The following is a 16,088-nucleotide window of genomic DNA, read 5'->3' as shown; positions in this document are numbered from 1 at the left end:
CCTGCCGACTATATCAGCGGCGCCTCCGCGCGACTCTCGCGCAGCCAGGCGAGGGCACGCGTCGCGTCCATTGCGAAGCGCCGAACGGGCAATTCCATGTCGGCCAGCGAGCGGCTGTCCATGTCGTGTTCCAGGCGCATCCCGAGGGCCGCGAGGCCGGTGGCTTCGGCCATGCCGAGCGCACCGGACACGCGGTGCAGCCAGCGGCGCAGGGCTTGCGCATCCTGCCTTGCCAGCACGTCGTCCAGGTGCCCGACATCCACCGCCAGCGCGTCATGCAGGGCAGCGATCACCTCATGCAAGGCGTCCTCATTGCCGAGCGCGTGGCGCAAGGCGACGACATCGACATGCGGCGGCCGCGGCGGGACGTGAAAGCGCAGTTCGGCGATCGCGCGGAGGGTGTCGTCGTGTTCGATGTGCAGCCGCCCGCCCATCGCTTCCAGGGTCTGGCCCGCCGCTGCCCAGGCCGCCGGCGTGGCTGCCCCGGTGTTTGCCGTGCCGTCTTCGGGCAGGAAACCCACGGCGAAGTGCACCGTCTGGTGCCCCGGCTCGTCACCGGTGACGTCGACGTGCAGTGACACGGTGTCGCCCTGCGCATGATCGATGGCGTGCTCGATCAGCGCGCCGAGCACGCCGGCGAGTGAGTGGTAGGGGCCGATCAGGTCGGTCTCCAGCGCGGCGTCCACGTCGAGCGAGAGGTGAAGCCCCTGGCGATGCGCACGAGCCAGGTAGCGCTGCCCGAGGCGTTCGAGCAATTCCGGCATGCTGGCCGCTTCGGTGAGGCGGGCGATGCGCGCGGCACGCGCATCCAGCACGCGGCCGATCCACGCACGCAGGCGAACGGCTGGCGCCCACTCGCGTGATGTGCTCAACTCTGCGCCCCGCTGCGGGCCAGGCGTGCATGGCGGGTCAATGGATGAAGCAACAAAGAAGGATTACCCATGGCCTACCGTGTCATCGTCGCCGACGACCATCCGGTTGTGTTGAAAGGCATCACCCTCGCGCTTGCCCATGACGGCACGGGGCGCGTCGTGGCCGAAGCAAACTCGCCCGAAGGCTTGCTGGCGGTACTGGCCACCACGGCGTGCGACGCGGTGATAACGGATTTCAGCATGCCCGCGCCCGGCACCGACGGCCTGGCCATGCTGGCACTGCTGCGCGAACGCTACCCCACGTTGCCGGTCATGGTCATCACCACGATTGCCAACCCGGCGCTGTACCGGGAAATCCTGTCGCTCGGCGTGGTGGGCCTCATCGGCAAGTCGGGCGATGCCTCCGAAATCCCTGAAGCGTTGGGCGAAATCCTGGCCGGCCATGTCTACCTCGGCGCCTCGGTGCAGGCGACGCTGGGCGTGGAGCAGGGCACTGTCGTCGATCGATCCGGCACGCTCACCGACCTGTCACCCCGTGAGCTGGAGATCCTTCGCCTTTTCGCCAACGGCAACAGCGTGACCGATATCGCCCGAAGCACGGGACGGGGGCTGTCGACGATCAGCCAGCAGAAGTCGAACGCCATGCGCAAGTTGCGGTTGGCCAATGACGCCGAGATTTTCGAGTACATCGAGCGGCTGCGCCTGTAAGCCCTGAACGAACGCTGCCACGATAGCCAGCCAGTGCGGCCGGGGACATAGAAGAATGCTCAAAACTATGCGTATCCTTAGGGGAGACCCTTGCAAGGAGAACCATCGGTGAGTGCCAAGATCAGCCCCCTCGCGGGCAAGCCCGCCACCGACGGCACGCTCGTCGACCTTTCGAAGCTGCTGGCTGCCTACGCGGACCTGAAACCGGATCCGTCCGTCCCCGAACAGCGGGTGGTGTTTGGCACCTCGGGGCATCGTGGCTCGTCGTTCGAGCGCTCGTTCAATGAGGCGCACGTCGTGGCCGTCGTCCAGGCCATCTGTGAATACCGTGCGAAGGCCGGCGTGGATGGCCCGGTCTACGTGGGCATCGACACCCACGCATTGTCGCAGCCCGCGCTTGAAAGCACGCTCGAAGTGCTCGCCGCCAATGGCGTGGAGACCATGGTCTCCGCCGGTGGCGAATACACGCCCACGCCGGCGGTGTCACACGCGATCCTCGTGCACAACCGTGGGCGCAGCAGCGGCAAGGCCGATGGCATCGTGATCACGCCGTCGCACAATCCGCCAGACAACGGCGGCATCAAGTACAACCCGCCGCATGGTGGCCCGGCCGACACCGATGCCACGAAGTGGATTGCCGATCGCGCCAATGTCCTGATCGAAGGCGGCCTGCGTGACGTGAAGCGCATGCCGTATGCCCAGGCCGCGAAGGCGTCGACCACGCATGCATTTGACTTCCTGCAGCGCTACGTCGGTGACCTCGGTGACGCGCTGGACCTGGAGATCATCCGTGCCAGCGGCGTTCGCATGGGCGTCGATCCGCTGGGCGGGGCCGGCGTGCATTACTGGGCGGCGATCGCGGAGCGCTATGGCCTCCAGCTCACCGTGGTGAGCGAAGCGGTGGATAAGACGTTCTCGTTCATGTCGCTCGACTGGGACGGCAAGATCCGCATGGATCCTTCGTCGTCGTACGCGATGCAGCGCCTGATCCACCTGAAAGACCGCTTCGACGTGGCGTTTGCCTGCGACACCGACCATGACCGCCACGGCGTCGTCGCGCCCAGCACGGGCCTGATGCAGGCTAACCACTACCTGACGACGGCCGCTTGGTACTTGTTCCAGAACCGTCCCGGCTGGCGTGCCGATGCGGCCGTGGGTAAAACCGCGGTAAGCACCAGCCTGCTGGATCGCGTGGCGAAGAAGCTCGGCCGGCCCTTGCTCGAAGTCCCCGTGGGGTTCAAATACTTCGTGCCGGGCCTGTTCGACGGCAGCGTCGGCTTCGGCTGCGAGGAAAGCGCAGGCGCGTCGTTCCTGTCCAAGGACGGCTCGGCGTGGTCGACCGACAAGGACGGCATCCTGGCCGCCTTGCTGGCCGGCGAAATGACCGCGCGCGCCGGCCGCGATCCGGGCGAGATCTACCAGGGCATCACCGCCGAACTGGGTGACCCCGCGAACGCCCGCATCGACGCACCAGCCTCGCATGCGCAGAAGCAGAAGCTCTCGAAGCTTGCACCGGGCGAGGTCACCTCGACCACGCTGGCGGGCGACCCCATCACCAGCGTGGCCAACCAGGCCGATGGCCAGCCGATCGGTGGCATCAAGGTGATGTCCGAACAGGGCTGGTTCGCCGCACGGCCGTCGGGCACGGAAGACATCTACAAGGTTTACGGCGAGAGCTTCCGCGGCAAGGAGCACCTGGCCCAGGTGCTTGCCGAGGCGCAGGCGATGGTCGACAAGGCGCTGGGCTGAGTCATGGCCCACGCCCCCATGAAAGTGCTCGTGGGTTCGAAGAACCCGGTGAAGGTCGCCTCGGTGCGCAATGCCCTGGCGCCGCTGTTCCCCGGGCGGCTGGTGGAGTGCGAGGGCATGCACGCGCCCTCGGGCGTCCCCGACCAGCCGATGACGGCCGCGGAGACCCGCGAAGGCGCGGTCAACCGCATGAACTTCTGCCGCCAGCACGGCGATGCGGACTTCTTCGTCGCCCTGGAAGGCGGGGTGGACGTCACCGAGGACGGCCCGGGCACGTTTGGCATCGTGGCGATTGCCCACGGTGACATCGTCTCTGTGGGGCGGAGCGCCTGGCTGCCCCTGCCGCCCGCCGTCTACGAGGCGCTGCTGGACGGCGAGGAGCTGGGCGACGTCATGGATCGACTGTTCGGCACGGTGAACATCAAGCAGCAGGGCGGGGCCATCGGCCTGGTCACCAACGGCCATGCCACGCGGGAAAGCGCGTACACCCAGGCCATGGTGCTGGCCATGGCGCCCTTCCTGCACCCGGAGCTCTACGGACTGGATGCCGCCACGGACTAGGCCCGGGCACAACAGTTTTGCCTCCGGGGCATCGATTTAGATCGATCCAGCCCCTTGAATCCGTGGCATTACCCCTTATCCAGCATGGCATCGACGACGGCGCAGCCGCCGCCTTCCCTTGCCCTGCGGATCCCACGTCATGTCCATCACCAGCCAGCTCGAGCCCGTCCCGTCTTTTGACTATGTGATTTTCGGCGCCACCGGCGACCTGACCATGCGCAAGCTGCTGCCGGCGCTGTGCCGGCGCTTCGCCGAAGGCCAGATCCCGGCCGATGCGCAGATCATTGGTACGGCCCGTTCGCCGCTGGATGACGCCGCCTACCGCGAGCGCGGCCTGAAGGCGCTGCGTGAGTACGTGCGCGAAGACGAGTTCGTCGACGCCACGGTCGAGCGCTTTCTCGGCCTGGTGCACTACGTGAGCCTCAACGGCGCCGATGCCGAAGGCAACTGGGCCGGCCTGTCTGCCAGACTCGACGCTGCCGGCAGCGAACGCGTCCGCGTGTTCTACCTCGCCACGGCGCCCGATCTCTACGGTGCCATCGCGCAGAACATCAACGAGAAGGGCCTGCGCACCGAACAGTCGCGCATCGTGCTCGAGAAGCCGATCGGTACCGACCTGGCCACCGCGCGCATGGTCAACGAAGGCGTCGGCCGCCACTTCCCGGAAAACAGCATCTACCGGATCGATCACTATCTGGGCAAGGAAGCGGTGCAGAACGTGATCGCGCTGCGCTTTGCTAACCCGATGCTGGAGCGCCTGTGGGACCGCGAGTCCATCGAATACGTGCAGATCACGGCGGCAGAGACCGTGGGGCTGGAAGGCCGCGGCGGTTATTACGACGGCTCCGGCGCCCTGCGCGACATGATCCAGAACCACCTCCTGCAGGTGCTGACGGTGGTGGCCATGGAGCGCCCCTCGTCGCTCGACGCGGATGCGCTGCGTGACGAAAAAGTGCGCGTGCTCACCTCGCTCAAGCCGCTGGACCGGAACAACCTCGCGGCCAACGTGGCGCGCGGCCAGTACGTGCGCGGCACCACCCGCGGCCAGGCGGTGCCGGCCTACCGTGAAGAGCTGCCGGACGAGGCGCCGAGCAACACCGAGACCTTCGTCGCGCTGAAGGCCGAGATCGATAACCCGCGCTGGCAGGGCGTGCCGTTCTACCTGCGCTCGGGCAAGCGCATGCCGGAGAAGCTGACCGAAATCGTCATCCAGTTCCGTGCCGGCGAGCCGGGGTTGTTTGGCGCGGCGCGCCCGGGCAGCCGCCTGGTCATCCGCGTGCAGCCGAACGAGAGCGTGATCCTGCCGCTGTTCGTGAAGCAGCCGGGCAGCACGTTTGGCCTGGACGAGGTCGATGCGCTCTCGAAGCTCGGCGAACCGGGCCGCATCCGCTTCCGCGATTCGTACGAAGGCCTGATGCTGGACGCCGTGAAGGGCAGCCCGGCGCTGTTCGTGCGCAAGGACGAGACCGAGGCCGCCTGGGCGTGGGTCACCCCGATCCTGCAGGGCTGGAGCGAGGCAGCCAACGGCCCGGACGCTTACGCGGCAGGCACCTGGGGCCCGGATTCGGCGCGTGAACTGCTGGCCCGCGCCGGCCACCAGTGGGTGGAAGACGCGGCGGCCTGAGCGCCGCCTTCACCCTCCCGGGGCATTGCATAAACGCCGCTCGCCCGCATTATGTGGGCAGCGGCGACGCTGGCCACACGCGGCGCCGAATGTCCCCCAGGAGGCTCCCATGTCTGACTATCGCAAGTCCCCCGAGGCCCTTGCCCGCCTGACCCCTGAACAGTTCCGGGTCACGCAGCAGAGCGGCACCGAGCGCCCGTTTACCCACGCGTTCCACGACAGCAAGGAACCGGGCATCTACGTCGACATCGTCTCCGGCGAGCCGCTGTTCTCCTCGCTGGACAAGTTCGACAGTGGCTGCGGCTGGCCGAGCTTCACCCGCCCGCTGGAAGACGACCACGTAGCCGAGCTGCGCGACAGCAGCCACGGCATGGTCCGCACCGAAGTGCGCTCGACGCACGGTGACAGCCACCTGGGCCACGTCTTTCCGGACGGCCCGCGCGACCGTGGCGGCCTGCGCTACTGCATCAACGGCGCATCGCTGCGCTTCATCCCGCTGGCCGACCTGGAGAAGGAAGGTTACGGCGAGTACGCCAAGCAGTTTGCCAATGAGAAGGGAGGTGTCGCATGAGCTCACGTGCCATCCTGGCCGGCGGTTGTTTCTGGGGCATGCAGGACCTGATCCGCAAGCAGCCCGGTGTCATCACCACGCGCGTGGGTTACAGCGGCGGTGACGTGCCCAATGCCACGTATCGCAACCACGGCACCCACGCCGAGGCGATTGAGATCGAATTTGATCCGGCGAAGATCAGCTACCGGAAGATCCTGGAGTTCTTCTTCCAGATCCACGACCCGACCACGCTGAACCGCCAGGGTAACGACCTGGGCCTCAGCTATCGTTCGGCCATCTTCTATCTCGACGATGAGCAGAAGGCCGTGGCGGAAGACACGATCGCCGACATGAACGCGTCGGGCCTGTGGCCGGGCAAGGCCGTGACCGAGCTGGCCCCGGCCGGCCCGTTCTGGGAAGCCGAGCCGGAGCACCAGGATTACCTGGAAAAGTATCCGAACGGCTACACCTGCCACTTCATCCGGCCGGACTGGGTCCTGCCCAGGCGCGCCGCCTGACCTTGAGGCATCGTCCGCCGGCTCTGGTATAAGAGCCGGCGGACTTGTTTCAGGGGTAGGGCATGGCGACGGGTGGGGGCAGGGGATTTCCACGGGCATGGCGCAGCCGCGTGCCGTGGCTGTGGGTGCTGCTCCTGGTGGTCATCGGCCTGCTGCGAGCCACCAATCGTTTCCTCATCGACGTGGCCAACGGCCATGTCACCCCCTTCCTCCCCAAGCTGGTCGAGGAGCTCACCGGCTCGCTGAGTTTCGGCGCCTGCCTGCCCTTGCTGTTCATCGCGCTGCGGCGCATGCCGCGCACCCTGTGGGCCCACACGCTCGTCTTCGCGGCGCTGTCGCTTGCGCAGACCACGCTGATGATCGCGATGCGCCGGGTGGTCTTCGGCCTGATGGACGAGCCTGCGTTCGCGTACGGATCCACTGTGTGGCGTTACCTCATGGAAGTGCCGACGCAGCTGTTCTTCTACGCGGTGATCGTGGTGGGCGTCTGGCTGCTCGACCGCTACCGCGAAGGACGCGAGCGCGAGGTGCGCAATGCGCAGCTGGAATCCGCGCTGTCCGAGGCGCGGCTTGAAGCGCTGCGGCTGCAGCTGAATCCGCACTTCCTGTTCAACACGCTCAACGCCGTGTCCGAGCTGATGTACGAACGGCCGCGCGTGGCCGACGAGATGCTTGCCCGCGTCGGCGAACTGCTGCGCGCCACGTTGTCGGCGACCACGCAGGAACACCCGCTGCGCGACGAATGGCGGTTGCTGGATCTTTACCTCGACATCCAGCGGGCGCGCTTTGGCGAAGGCATTGACGCGGCGATGGTGGCGGACGAGAGCCTGGCCGACACCCCCGTGCCGTTCCTGGTGCTGCAGCCGCTGGTCGAAAACGCGATCGAACACGGTGGCGTGGGCGATGCCCGCTTCGTGCGCATCGAGGCCCGGCGCGACAACGGCCAGGCGATCATCACCGTTCGCGATGGAGGCACCGGTGGCGTGCCACGCGCCGTCAACGCGGCCGCGCACACCGGCATCGGTTTCGGCAACGTCGAGGCGCGCCTGCGCCATCTGTATGGCGACGCCGCCGGTGTTCGCCTGGAGGCGGCGGAGACGGGCTCGGTGGTCACCCTGTGGCTGCCGCTGCGCACGGGAGCCACGCCATGACCTTGCGTGCCGTCGTCATCGACGACGAGGCGCCCGCACGGGCGAAGCTTCGCCGCTACCTGGCCGAGGGCGATGCCGTGCTCTGGGTTGGCGAAGCGTCGGATGGTCCCTCGGCCGTCGCGCTCGTGCATAAGCTGCGTCCGGACGTGGTGTTCCTCGACATCTCGATGCCGGGCATGGACGGCTTCGGCGTGCTCCAGGCGCTGGGTGAGCCGCTGCCGGCGGAAGTCGTCTTCGTTACCGCCCACGACGACCAGGCGGTACGCGCGTTCGAGGTGCATGCGTTCGATTACCTGATGAAGCCGGTGGGCCCCGATCGCTTCGCGCGTACGTTGCGCCGGCTCAGTGAGCGCATCGTTCCTTCGGCGCCTCGCCTCGATGGCCTGCTGGGCGACCTGCCGGCGCCGGCGCATTACCTTGAGCGGCTGCTGTTGCCGTCAGGCGATGCCGCGGAGCTGGTGCCGCTGGATCGCGTGGACCGGATCGAATCCGATCGCAACTACCTCGATGTGTACGTGGCCGGTACGCCACGCCGCCTGCGTGGCACGCTGGACGCCATGCAGGCGCGCCTGCACCCGTCGCGCTTCGTGCGGGTGAACCGTTCCACGGTGGTCCGGCTCGAGGCCATCGTGGCCGTGCAGCCCTGGCCGGACGGCGAGAAGCGCCTCATCCTGACAGACGGCAGCCGGGTGACGTGGACCAAACGGTACGCCGATGCGGGGATGCCCGGGGCGTTGTAGGGCTTTCGTCCCCGGCTTGCCGGGGTTCGTCCCAGCGGCGCCTCGCGGCGGGTGTCTTGCGCAGGAGACTGGCTCCCACACCACGGAGCCCCCGCCATGCGTAGAAAAGCCCTCATCGCGTCCGCCATCGCCCTTGCCCTGACCGGCACCGCCTGGGCCCTCGTCCGTCCTGACCAGGCCTTGCGCCTTGGCGCGGGCGTCGCCGCCCACCACGTCTGCACGATGACCTTCGTCGGCGGGCAGGCCCCGGATGCGATCTTCCGCGAACTCGTCACGCCCGTCCTGGGCAAGGCCGGGGCCGGCCTGCTCACCGCCCATGTCGACCGCACGCAGGGCCGCGTGGCCGTCGACGGCCTCGTTTCGACCCTGGCCACGGCCACCTACACACCCGGCTACGGCTGCCGCCTCGACCTGCCGGGTAACGTACCGCTGGTGCCCGACACACGGATGGTGGCTGATGTCGATGACGGCTTCGCGCCGGCCACGCTGGTCACCAGCGACAAGCCCACCGTCACCGCGGCCCTCGACCAGGTGTTCGCCGAGCACGCGGGTGGCGCCCCCAAGGTGGTGAAGGCCGTCGTGATCGTGAAGGACGGCAAGGTGGTCGCCGAACGTTACGCGCCAGGCGTGGGCATCCATTCGCCGCTGATCAGCTTCTCGGTGGCGAAGTCGTTCACCAATGCCTTCCTTGGCATGCTGGCCGCCGACGGCAAGGTGGACGTAAAGCAGCCGCTCAACGCGCCGGAATGGCGCCAGCCCGGCGACCCGCGCGCGAAGATCACCATCGAGGACCTCATGCGCATGCAGAGCGGGCTGGATGCCGACGAAGCGGAATCACCCTTCAGCTTCGTGGCGAAGATGGAGTTCCTGCATGGCGACATGGCCGGCTATACCGCGCTACAGCCCGCGAAGGAAGCGCCCGGCAAGACCTTCGAGTACACCTCGGGCGACACGCTGCTGCTCGACCGCCTGATCGGCGAGCAGGTCGGCGGTGGCCCGGCGGGCCTGCGCGAGTTCGCGCGCAAACGCCTGTTCGAGCCCATGCACATGGGCGACGTCACCATGGAGTTCGACGGGCAGGGCACGTTCGTCGGTTCCACCTACGTGTACACCAGCGCACGCAACTACGCCCGCTTCGGCTTGCTGTACCTCAACGACGGCAAGGCACCCGATGGCACGCGCCTGCTCCCGGAAGGGTGGGTGGGCTGGTCGCGTACCTCGGCCCTGGGCGCGCCCTACGGCGCCGGCTTCTGGACCAATGACGGGCCGAGCGATGTCGCCCGGCACCGCGTCGATGGCGGCTTTCCGAAGGATGGCTTCTACGCCAGCGGCACGCTGGGCCAGCGCATCTACATCGTGCCGTCCGAGCACCTGGTGATCACGCGCTTCGGTTACTCCGCGCCGCCGAGCTACGGCATCGAAGACGATGTCGCCCTGATCAAAGCGGCGATCGACGCCTACCGTTAATGCAGGTCGAGCAGTGCCGGCATGCGGTCGATGACGGCAAGGGCACCCGCGTTGCGCACGTCCAGCGTCTTCGGGTAGCCGTAGGTCACCAGCACATACGGCACGCCCGCGTCGCGCGCGGCCAGCATGTCGCTCTCGGAATCGCCGACCATGAGGACCTTGTCCAGCGGCACGCCGGCTTGCTGGGCAAGGTATTTGAGCGGTACGCCGCTCGGTTTGCGCTCGGGCAGCGTGTTACCACCGGTGATGCCGTCGATGTAGGGGCTGAGGCCGCGCGCGTCGAGCAGGGGCCGCACGAACTCTTCGTTCTTGTTCGTGCAGACGGCCAGCTTCACGCCCTGGGCGTGGAGCGCGGCGAGCGTCTCGCGCACGCCGTCGTACACGACGGCATCCAGCGCGGTCTCGGCGTAATGCTCGAGGAATCCCGGCATCACGTCGTCGATGTCGGCATCGCTTCCTGCATCGCGGAAGGCATACGTGATCAGCTGCCGCGAGCCTTCGCCGATCCAGCCGGTGATCTGCGCCACGTCATACGTTGGCAAGCGCCAGTCACTGAGCGTGCGGTTGACGGACTCGGCGATGTCCGCCGCGCTGTCCACCAGCGTGCCGTCGAGGTCGAAGATGACGAGGGAAAAGGGGAAGGCCAAGGCGCCGCTCCACGATCAAAACGCTGATTCTACGCCTTCCCCGGCCCGAGCCCGTGGCCGAGCAGGGCCATGGCGTGGCGGCGGATTGTCTCGCGGTCGATGTCCTTGCGGATCGGGTCATCCTTCCATTTGCGCCGCGCGGCCATGAACAGCATGGTCAGCGACATGATCGACGGCATCACCAGTGACGGTTCGAGCCCGGGGTTCAACAGGCCGTCGGCCTGCCACTGGCGGATGCGGTCATTGAAGGCGGCCTGGGTCTTGTAGTCCACCTTCTTGCGCACGTGTTTGCGGAAGCTCTGGCTTTCGGTAAGCAGGTCGCCAAAGAACACCGGCGCGATCCAGCCGTGCTCCTCGGCCACCTCGACGAAACGCTCGGCCACCTTCACGAAGGCCGACACCGGATCGCCCGCGTGCTCATGGAAGATCGCCTCGACGCGGGTGCGCATGGGCGCGATATGCGCCTCGTGGATCTCGTCGAACAGCTGCTCGCGGGTCTTGAAGTAGTAGTGGACGGCGGCCGGGGTCATGTCGGCGGCCCGGGCGATCGCGGCCAGGGTGGTGCCGGCGTAGCCGTACCTGGCGTACAGGGCGAGGGCGATCTCGACCAGGCGCTTGCGCTGGTCGGTGCCATCGGCGGCGCCTTGCGGGCGGCCCGGCGGCCGGCCACGGCGCGGTTTCGGGGGGCTAACGGTGTCGGAAGTACTCATGGCGGATGAATAGCACGATGGCGGGCGGTTGCCTTGCGACCCAATGCCGCATATATTAACTGACGACTTAATTAATTTACAGGCCCACCCCGCGTGAATGCCGTCCACCGCCCTGAACCCGCCGAGACACCCGCCGGCGTGGTCGAGCCCAGCCTGGCCCCCGTGCCCCAGCAGCCGTCACTGAAGCTGCTATTCCCGGCGCTGATGCTGGTGATGCTGCTCGCCGCCCTCGACCAGACCATCGTTTCCACCGCGCTACCCACCATCGTGGGCGAGCTGGGCGGCCTCAGCCAGCTCTCGTGGGTGGTCACCGCCTATCTGCTGACCTCGACCGTCGTGGTACCGCTGTACGGAAAGTTCGGCGATCTGTTTGGCCGGAAGATCGTGCTGCAGACGGCCATCGTCATCTTCCTGATCGGCTCGATCCTGTGCGGCATGGCACAGGACATGACCATGCTGATCCTGATGCGCGCGCTGCAGGGCCTGGGTGGCGGTGGCCTGCTGGTCATCACCATGGCGGCCATCGGCGATGTAATCCCGCCGGCCGAGCGCGGCCGCTACCAGGGCCTGTTCGGTGGCGTATACGGCCTCGCGACCGTGATCGGCCCGTTGCTGGGTGGTTTCATGGTGGACCACCTCTCGTGGCGCTGGATCTTCTACGTGAACCTGCCGCTGGGCATCCTCTGCCTGCTGGTGATCGCGGCCGTCTTCCATCCGCACACGCGCCATGTGAAGCACGCCATCGACTGGTTTGGCGCCGCGTTCCTGGCGACGGCGCTGAGCTGCATCATCCTGTTCACCACCGAGGGCGGCAGCCGCCTGCCGTGGGATTCGGTGGAGCTGTGGGCGATCCTGCTGATGGGCCTGGTGTCCGTTGCCGGCTTCATCTATGAGGAACGCCACGCCAGCGAGCCGATCATCCCGCTGCACCTGTTTCGCCACCGCACCTTCGTGCTGTGCAGCCTTATCGGTTTCTTCATCGGCACCGCGTTGTTCGGCTCCACGACCTACCTGCCGCTGTACCTGCAGGTGGTGAAGGGCGTCTCGCCCACAGGCGCCGGCATGCAGCTGCTGCCGCTGATGGGCGGCGTGCTGGTCAGCTCGATCGTCGCCGGCCGCGTGATCAGCAAGATCGGCCGTTACCGCATGTTCCCGATCATCGGTACGTTCATCGGCGCCGTGGCGCTGATGCTGCTGGGCAGCGTCGGCGACGAGGATCCGCTGTACCTGATCTATGGTTATGCCGGCCTGCTGGGCCTGGGCATCGGCATGGTGATGCAGGTGCTGATCCTTGCCGCACAGAACAGCATGGATGCGAAGTACATGGGCGTGGCCACCTCGGGCGTCACGCTGTTCCGTTCGATCGGCGGCTCGATCGGTGTATCGGTGTTCGGCGCGCTGTTCACGCAGGGCCTGCAATCGCGCATGGCCGACGACATCCCTGCCAGCGCCATGGGGCCGCGCACGTTCGCGCCGGACATGGTGGCGAAGATGCCGCCGGACCTGCATGCGAAGTTCATCCACGCCTTCGGTGCCTCCCTGCACGTGGTCTACCACGTCGCCGCGGTGATCGTGTTCCTGGGCTTCTGCCTGGCGTGGTTCCTGCGCGATGTCCCGCTACGCGGCGGTCCGAAGAAAGCCGCGTAGCGTTGGCTCAGGGCGTGAACGTGGCCTTGAGGGTGTGGAACGGGTGGTCCAGATGGATGCCGTCCGCGTCCCAGGCTTTCGCCGGTTTGCCGTCGACCAGCACGCGCGCAGGCTTCACGCGCGACGGCCAGAACACCCGCACCGGGGTATCGGCGCGGATGCCCTTGTCGAGCGTGACGTCCAGGGTGTCGCCCTGGCGGCGTGCCGCCATCGTCAGCACGCCGTACGCCACCGGCAGCTTCGACACCGTCAGGCCATCGCCGGCGACCCATGCCGGCGGCGCGCCCGGCAGCAGGTACAGGCCGTCGTCGGCTTCACGCATCAGCATGCCGAACAGCAGGCGCGCGTATTCGGCGCCGATCCAGGTATGCGGCATGTCGCCGAGGTAGCCGGGGTGGCGCAGGCGCGAATGGACGACTTCGGCCCACATGTTCCATTCCGGCGGGCGACGGTCGCGGACGACGATGTTCAACAGCTCGGCCGCATCGGCCGGGCGGTTGAGATACACGTAGGTCAGCACGTTGCGCAGTTCGTACGGCGTGTACGCAAACAGTTCGCCCGGCTGCTCGCGCTTGCGCACGTCGGCCAGGTAACGGTCGAACGTGGTGACCAGTGCGTCATGCGGTAGCACGTCCATCTGCCCCGCCGGGTCCAGCGCGATCGAGACGCTGGTGGGGTCGCCATCTCCGAGATCCGCCGCGGCGGGGATGGTATCCACGCCCTTCCACGCCATCGTGGCGCGGATCGAGGCGCCGACGGACTCGCGCAGCGCGGCATACTGGGTGCGTGCGTAGGCGGCCAGTTCCTTGTCACCCCACTGGTCGGCCAGCCATGCACCGTCGTGCCAGCCCTTCAGCGCCCACCAATCGTCCCAGTAGCTGTGGGTCGGGCTGGAATAGCCTTCGTGGCTGATCGAGGGCGCGATGATGCCGTGGAAACGCTGTGCCGCGGGCAGGTCGGCGAGGTAGCCCGGCACCATGGTCCGTTCGCGCAGTTCCTGCATGAAGTGCATGGCCGCGCGTACCTTCGGCAGGTAGGCACGGACGGATTCAGGGCCGCCGCCGAAGCGGGCGACATCCGCGACGAGGTTGATGAATTCGCCCTGGCTGTCGTACTCGATATCCGAGCCAAAGCCGCGATTCACCGTGCCGTCGGCGTTGAGGATCGGCGAGACCAGGCCGTTCTCGTGGACGGCATGGCTGGCGTACCAGTCGAGGTAATCACGCGCGGTCTTGACCTCGCCCATGCGCAGCAGGATCGACGCCGTGGCCGCGCCGTCGCGGATGAAGGAACGGTTGTAGTTGCGCGGGCCGGCCTGCATCGCGTGGCCGGTCTGGTTGACCAGCATGTACGCCGCCTGCGATCGCAGGATGTCGACCAGGGATTCGTCGGGTAGCGAGAGGCCGACGCTACCCAGGCGCTTCTGCCACTCGGCCGCGACCTGGCCGGCGAGCGCATCGAAGGCATCCGCGCTGATGCGCTTGCGGTCGATCGGCGGCGGTGCGGGCAACGAACCGTCCGCGTTCGCCGGCGTGGTGCCCAGCGGGAAGGCGATGACGACGTCGCGCTGCTCATGCGGCGCCAGGTGGACGTCATACGCGAGGCTGCCCGCGGCGAGGCCCTGGGCGTCGGTCGCCGTGGTGGCGGCGGGCAGGGTGCCCGCGGCGATCGCCTGGGTGATCTCGGTCGCACCATGGTCGCCGAAGGGCGCCGCGCCCATGGCATCCGGCCGGGTCAGCGGCGTGAACAACGTGCGGCCGTTTACCTCCACGGCGTCGCTGGCCACGGTGATGTCGTGGATCGGCGAGGGGCCGCCGTTCTGCCAGGGCGGATTCACCTGCATCGGGCGCACGACGAGGAAGAGGCGGCCATCGACCGTGCCGGCGCCGTGGTTCACGAGGCGATGGCGCACCAGCACCACGGGCTGCGCGCCGTCCTGCACGGCAAAGGCCTCGGCGGTGACGTCGAGTCCTGGCTGCGCGGCCCAGCCGACCGAGGGCATCGGCTTCCAGCGATCGCGCAGGGCGTGCGTGCGCTCGCCGTTATCGGCGATGCGTGCCGCGCCGTCGGCGCCACGCCAGATGGCCTGGACGAGCGGGCCGCCCTTGAAGGGTTCGATATCGCCGTATTCGTCGAAGATGGCCTTCTGCAAGCCGGCAGGCACACCCACGTCCGTCCAGTACACCTGCTGCATGTGCAGCGAGGACGGAAACAGCGACGCATTCGCCCGCGTGGCCGCCACCTGGTAGCGCTTCATCCCGGTCATCATGCGTGCGGGGCCGAGGAAGCGCAGGCGCCTGATCGTCGGCGTGCCGTCGCCGGCGGCGATCTTCAGGCGCAGGGCGCTGGCCTTGAACGGCGCCGCGGCCGCGAGGTACGACGTATCGCCGGCCGTGCCCGGGTCGCTGTCCACCGTGGTCCATGGGCCGCTCGCGCCTTTCGACTGCAGCTCAACGCCGGCACGCGGCCCTTCCCACTGGACTTCCACACCAGCGATATCGAGCGGGTGGGGCAGGCGGATGTCGACGTCACGCTCGGCACCCTTGCCAGCCACGGCACGCGGATGGCCATCGGCCCAGAGCGATGCGCCGTCGTCCTTGCCGGCGAGGCCGCTGATCGTCGCGACGTCATCGGCGGCCATCGGCTCGAATTCGAACACCGAGACGCCCCAGTCGGCCGTGCGCGCGGGTGCCGCCAGGCGCACGTAGCGCGCGTCGGTGGCAGGGAAGACAAGGTATTCAGTGCCGCCCGGCGAATCCGTCACGGTGTAGACGGGGCGGAAGGTCTTGCCGTCCGTCGATACCTGGATCGAATACGACGCCGCGAACCCGCTATCCCAATGGATGCGCACACCGCCCACGCGGGCGACCTTGCCCAGGTCCACCTGGAACCACTGGCCCGGGCTGAAGGAACCACCCCAACGAGTGGTTTCGTCGCCGTCGATAGCGTGGGGCGGCGCAAGCGCCGGCACCTGCTGTGACGAACTGCTGGCCTGCCACGCGCTTCGTGGCGGCAGGCTGGCGGAGAAGGCTGGCGGCGCAACGAAGGCCGCGACAGCTAAAAACAACATCGAACGCATGGGACACCTCCGGGGAGGTCTCACAGACTAATCACGTAACGCGGTGAAACACAGCCCTTTCTGGC

Annotated in this window: 14 protein-coding genes; 10 read left to right on the top strand and 4 right to left on the bottom strand. The window is 67.5% G+C overall.

The genetic code is table 11. The annotated features are described in order from the left end of the window. Positions 1-8 precede the first annotated feature (8 nt). Positions 9-872 carry an Hpt domain-containing protein gene (locus tag FIV34_RS10240; RefSeq protein WP_139982358.1) on the bottom strand — a complete coding sequence of 288 codons (864 nt, stop codon included), beginning with the start codon at positions 870-872 and terminating at the stop codon, positions 9-11. A 69-nt stretch (positions 873-941) separates the two neighbouring features. On the opposite strand from FIV34_RS10240, the gene FIV34_RS10235 reads away from it, so the two are divergent. From FIV34_RS10235 to FIV34_RS10195, 9 genes are all read left to right on the top strand, one after another. Then, complete coding sequence (locus tag FIV34_RS10235; RefSeq protein ID WP_139982355.1) at positions 942-1,580, top strand: response regulator; 639 nt, start codon at positions 942-944, stop codon at positions 1,578-1,580. 108 nt (positions 1,581-1,688) lie between these two features. Further along, positions 1,689-3,329 carry a phosphoglucomutase (alpha-D-glucose-1,6-bisphosphate-dependent) gene (pgm, locus tag FIV34_RS10230; RefSeq protein ID WP_139982352.1) on the top strand — a complete coding sequence of 547 codons (1,641 nt, stop codon included), beginning with the start codon at positions 1,689-1,691 and terminating at the stop codon, positions 3,327-3,329. 3 nt (positions 3,330-3,332) lie between these two features. Then, entirely contained in the window at positions 3,333-3,890 is a 558-nt protein-coding gene (yjjX, locus tag FIV34_RS10225; RefSeq protein WP_139982349.1) for an inosine/xanthosine triphosphatase, read from the top strand. Between the two features lie 139 nt (positions 3,891-4,029). Beyond that, the gene (zwf, locus tag FIV34_RS10220) at positions 4,030-5,514 is read left to right on the top strand and encodes a glucose-6-phosphate dehydrogenase (RefSeq protein ID WP_139982346.1); all 1,485 of its coding nucleotides are present in this window, start codon (positions 4,030-4,032) and stop codon (positions 5,512-5,514) included. Between the two features lie 109 nt (positions 5,515-5,623). After that, positions 5,624-6,085 carry a peptide-methionine (R)-S-oxide reductase MsrB gene (gene msrB, locus FIV34_RS10215; RefSeq protein WP_139982343.1) on the top strand — a complete coding sequence of 154 codons (462 nt, stop codon included), beginning with the start codon at positions 5,624-5,626 and terminating at the stop codon, positions 6,083-6,085. Further along, a complete protein-coding gene (msrA, locus tag FIV34_RS10210) occupies positions 6,082-6,582 on the top strand; it encodes a peptide-methionine (S)-S-oxide reductase MsrA (RefSeq protein WP_139982340.1) in 501 nt (166 codons plus the stop codon). The genes msrB and msrA overlap by 4 nt, the downstream gene beginning before the upstream one ends. A 62-nt stretch (positions 6,583-6,644) precedes the next feature. Continuing rightward, entirely contained in the window at positions 6,645-7,733 is a 1,089-nt protein-coding gene (locus FIV34_RS10205; protein WP_139982338.1) for a sensor histidine kinase, read from the top strand. Continuing rightward, complete coding sequence (locus FIV34_RS10200) at positions 7,730-8,473, top strand: LytR/AlgR family response regulator transcription factor (RefSeq protein ID WP_139982335.1); 744 nt, start codon at positions 7,730-7,732, stop codon at positions 8,471-8,473. Before FIV34_RS10205 ends, FIV34_RS10200 begins: the two co-directional genes overlap by 4 nt. Positions 8,474-8,569: 96 nt before the next feature. Beyond that, positions 8,570-9,940 (top strand): serine hydrolase domain-containing protein, encoded by a 1,371-nt coding sequence (locus FIV34_RS10195; protein ID WP_139982333.1) that lies wholly within the window; start codon positions 8,570-8,572, stop codon positions 9,938-9,940. Here the strand turns inward: FIV34_RS10195 and gph are convergent. Beyond that, complete coding sequence (gph, locus tag FIV34_RS10190; RefSeq protein ID WP_139982330.1) at positions 9,937-10,587, bottom strand: phosphoglycolate phosphatase; 651 nt, start codon at positions 10,585-10,587, stop codon at positions 9,937-9,939. The genes FIV34_RS10195 and gph overlap by 4 nt on opposite strands. Positions 10,588-10,616: 29 nt before the next feature. Beyond that, entirely contained in the window at positions 10,617-11,297 is a 681-nt protein-coding gene (locus FIV34_RS10185; protein ID WP_139982327.1) for a TetR/AcrR family transcriptional regulator, read from the bottom strand. A gap of 93 nt (positions 11,298-11,390) precedes the next feature. Between FIV34_RS10185 and FIV34_RS10180 the strand changes: the two genes are divergently transcribed. After that, positions 11,391-12,944: an MDR family MFS transporter gene (locus FIV34_RS10180; RefSeq protein WP_211352747.1), complete on the top strand. Its 1,554-nt coding sequence runs from the start codon at positions 11,391-11,393 to the stop codon at positions 12,942-12,944. A 7-nt stretch (positions 12,945-12,951) separates the two neighbouring features. Here FIV34_RS10180 and FIV34_RS10175 read toward each other — a convergent pair whose 3' ends face one another. Continuing rightward, on the bottom strand, positions 12,952-16,023 hold the full coding sequence (locus FIV34_RS10175) for a discoidin domain-containing protein (RefSeq protein ID WP_139982324.1): 3,072 nt from the start codon (positions 16,021-16,023) through the stop codon (positions 12,952-12,954). Positions 16,024-16,088: the final 65 nt, after the last annotated feature.

Origin of the sequence: Luteibacter pinisoli (genome assembly GCF_006385595.1) — a bacterium.
Taxonomy (GTDB): Bacteria; Pseudomonadota; Gammaproteobacteria; order Xanthomonadales; family Rhodanobacteraceae; genus Luteibacter; species Luteibacter pinisoli.
Note: the sequence above shows the minus strand (reverse complement) of the source record. Positions and strands in the feature narration are given on the sequence as shown.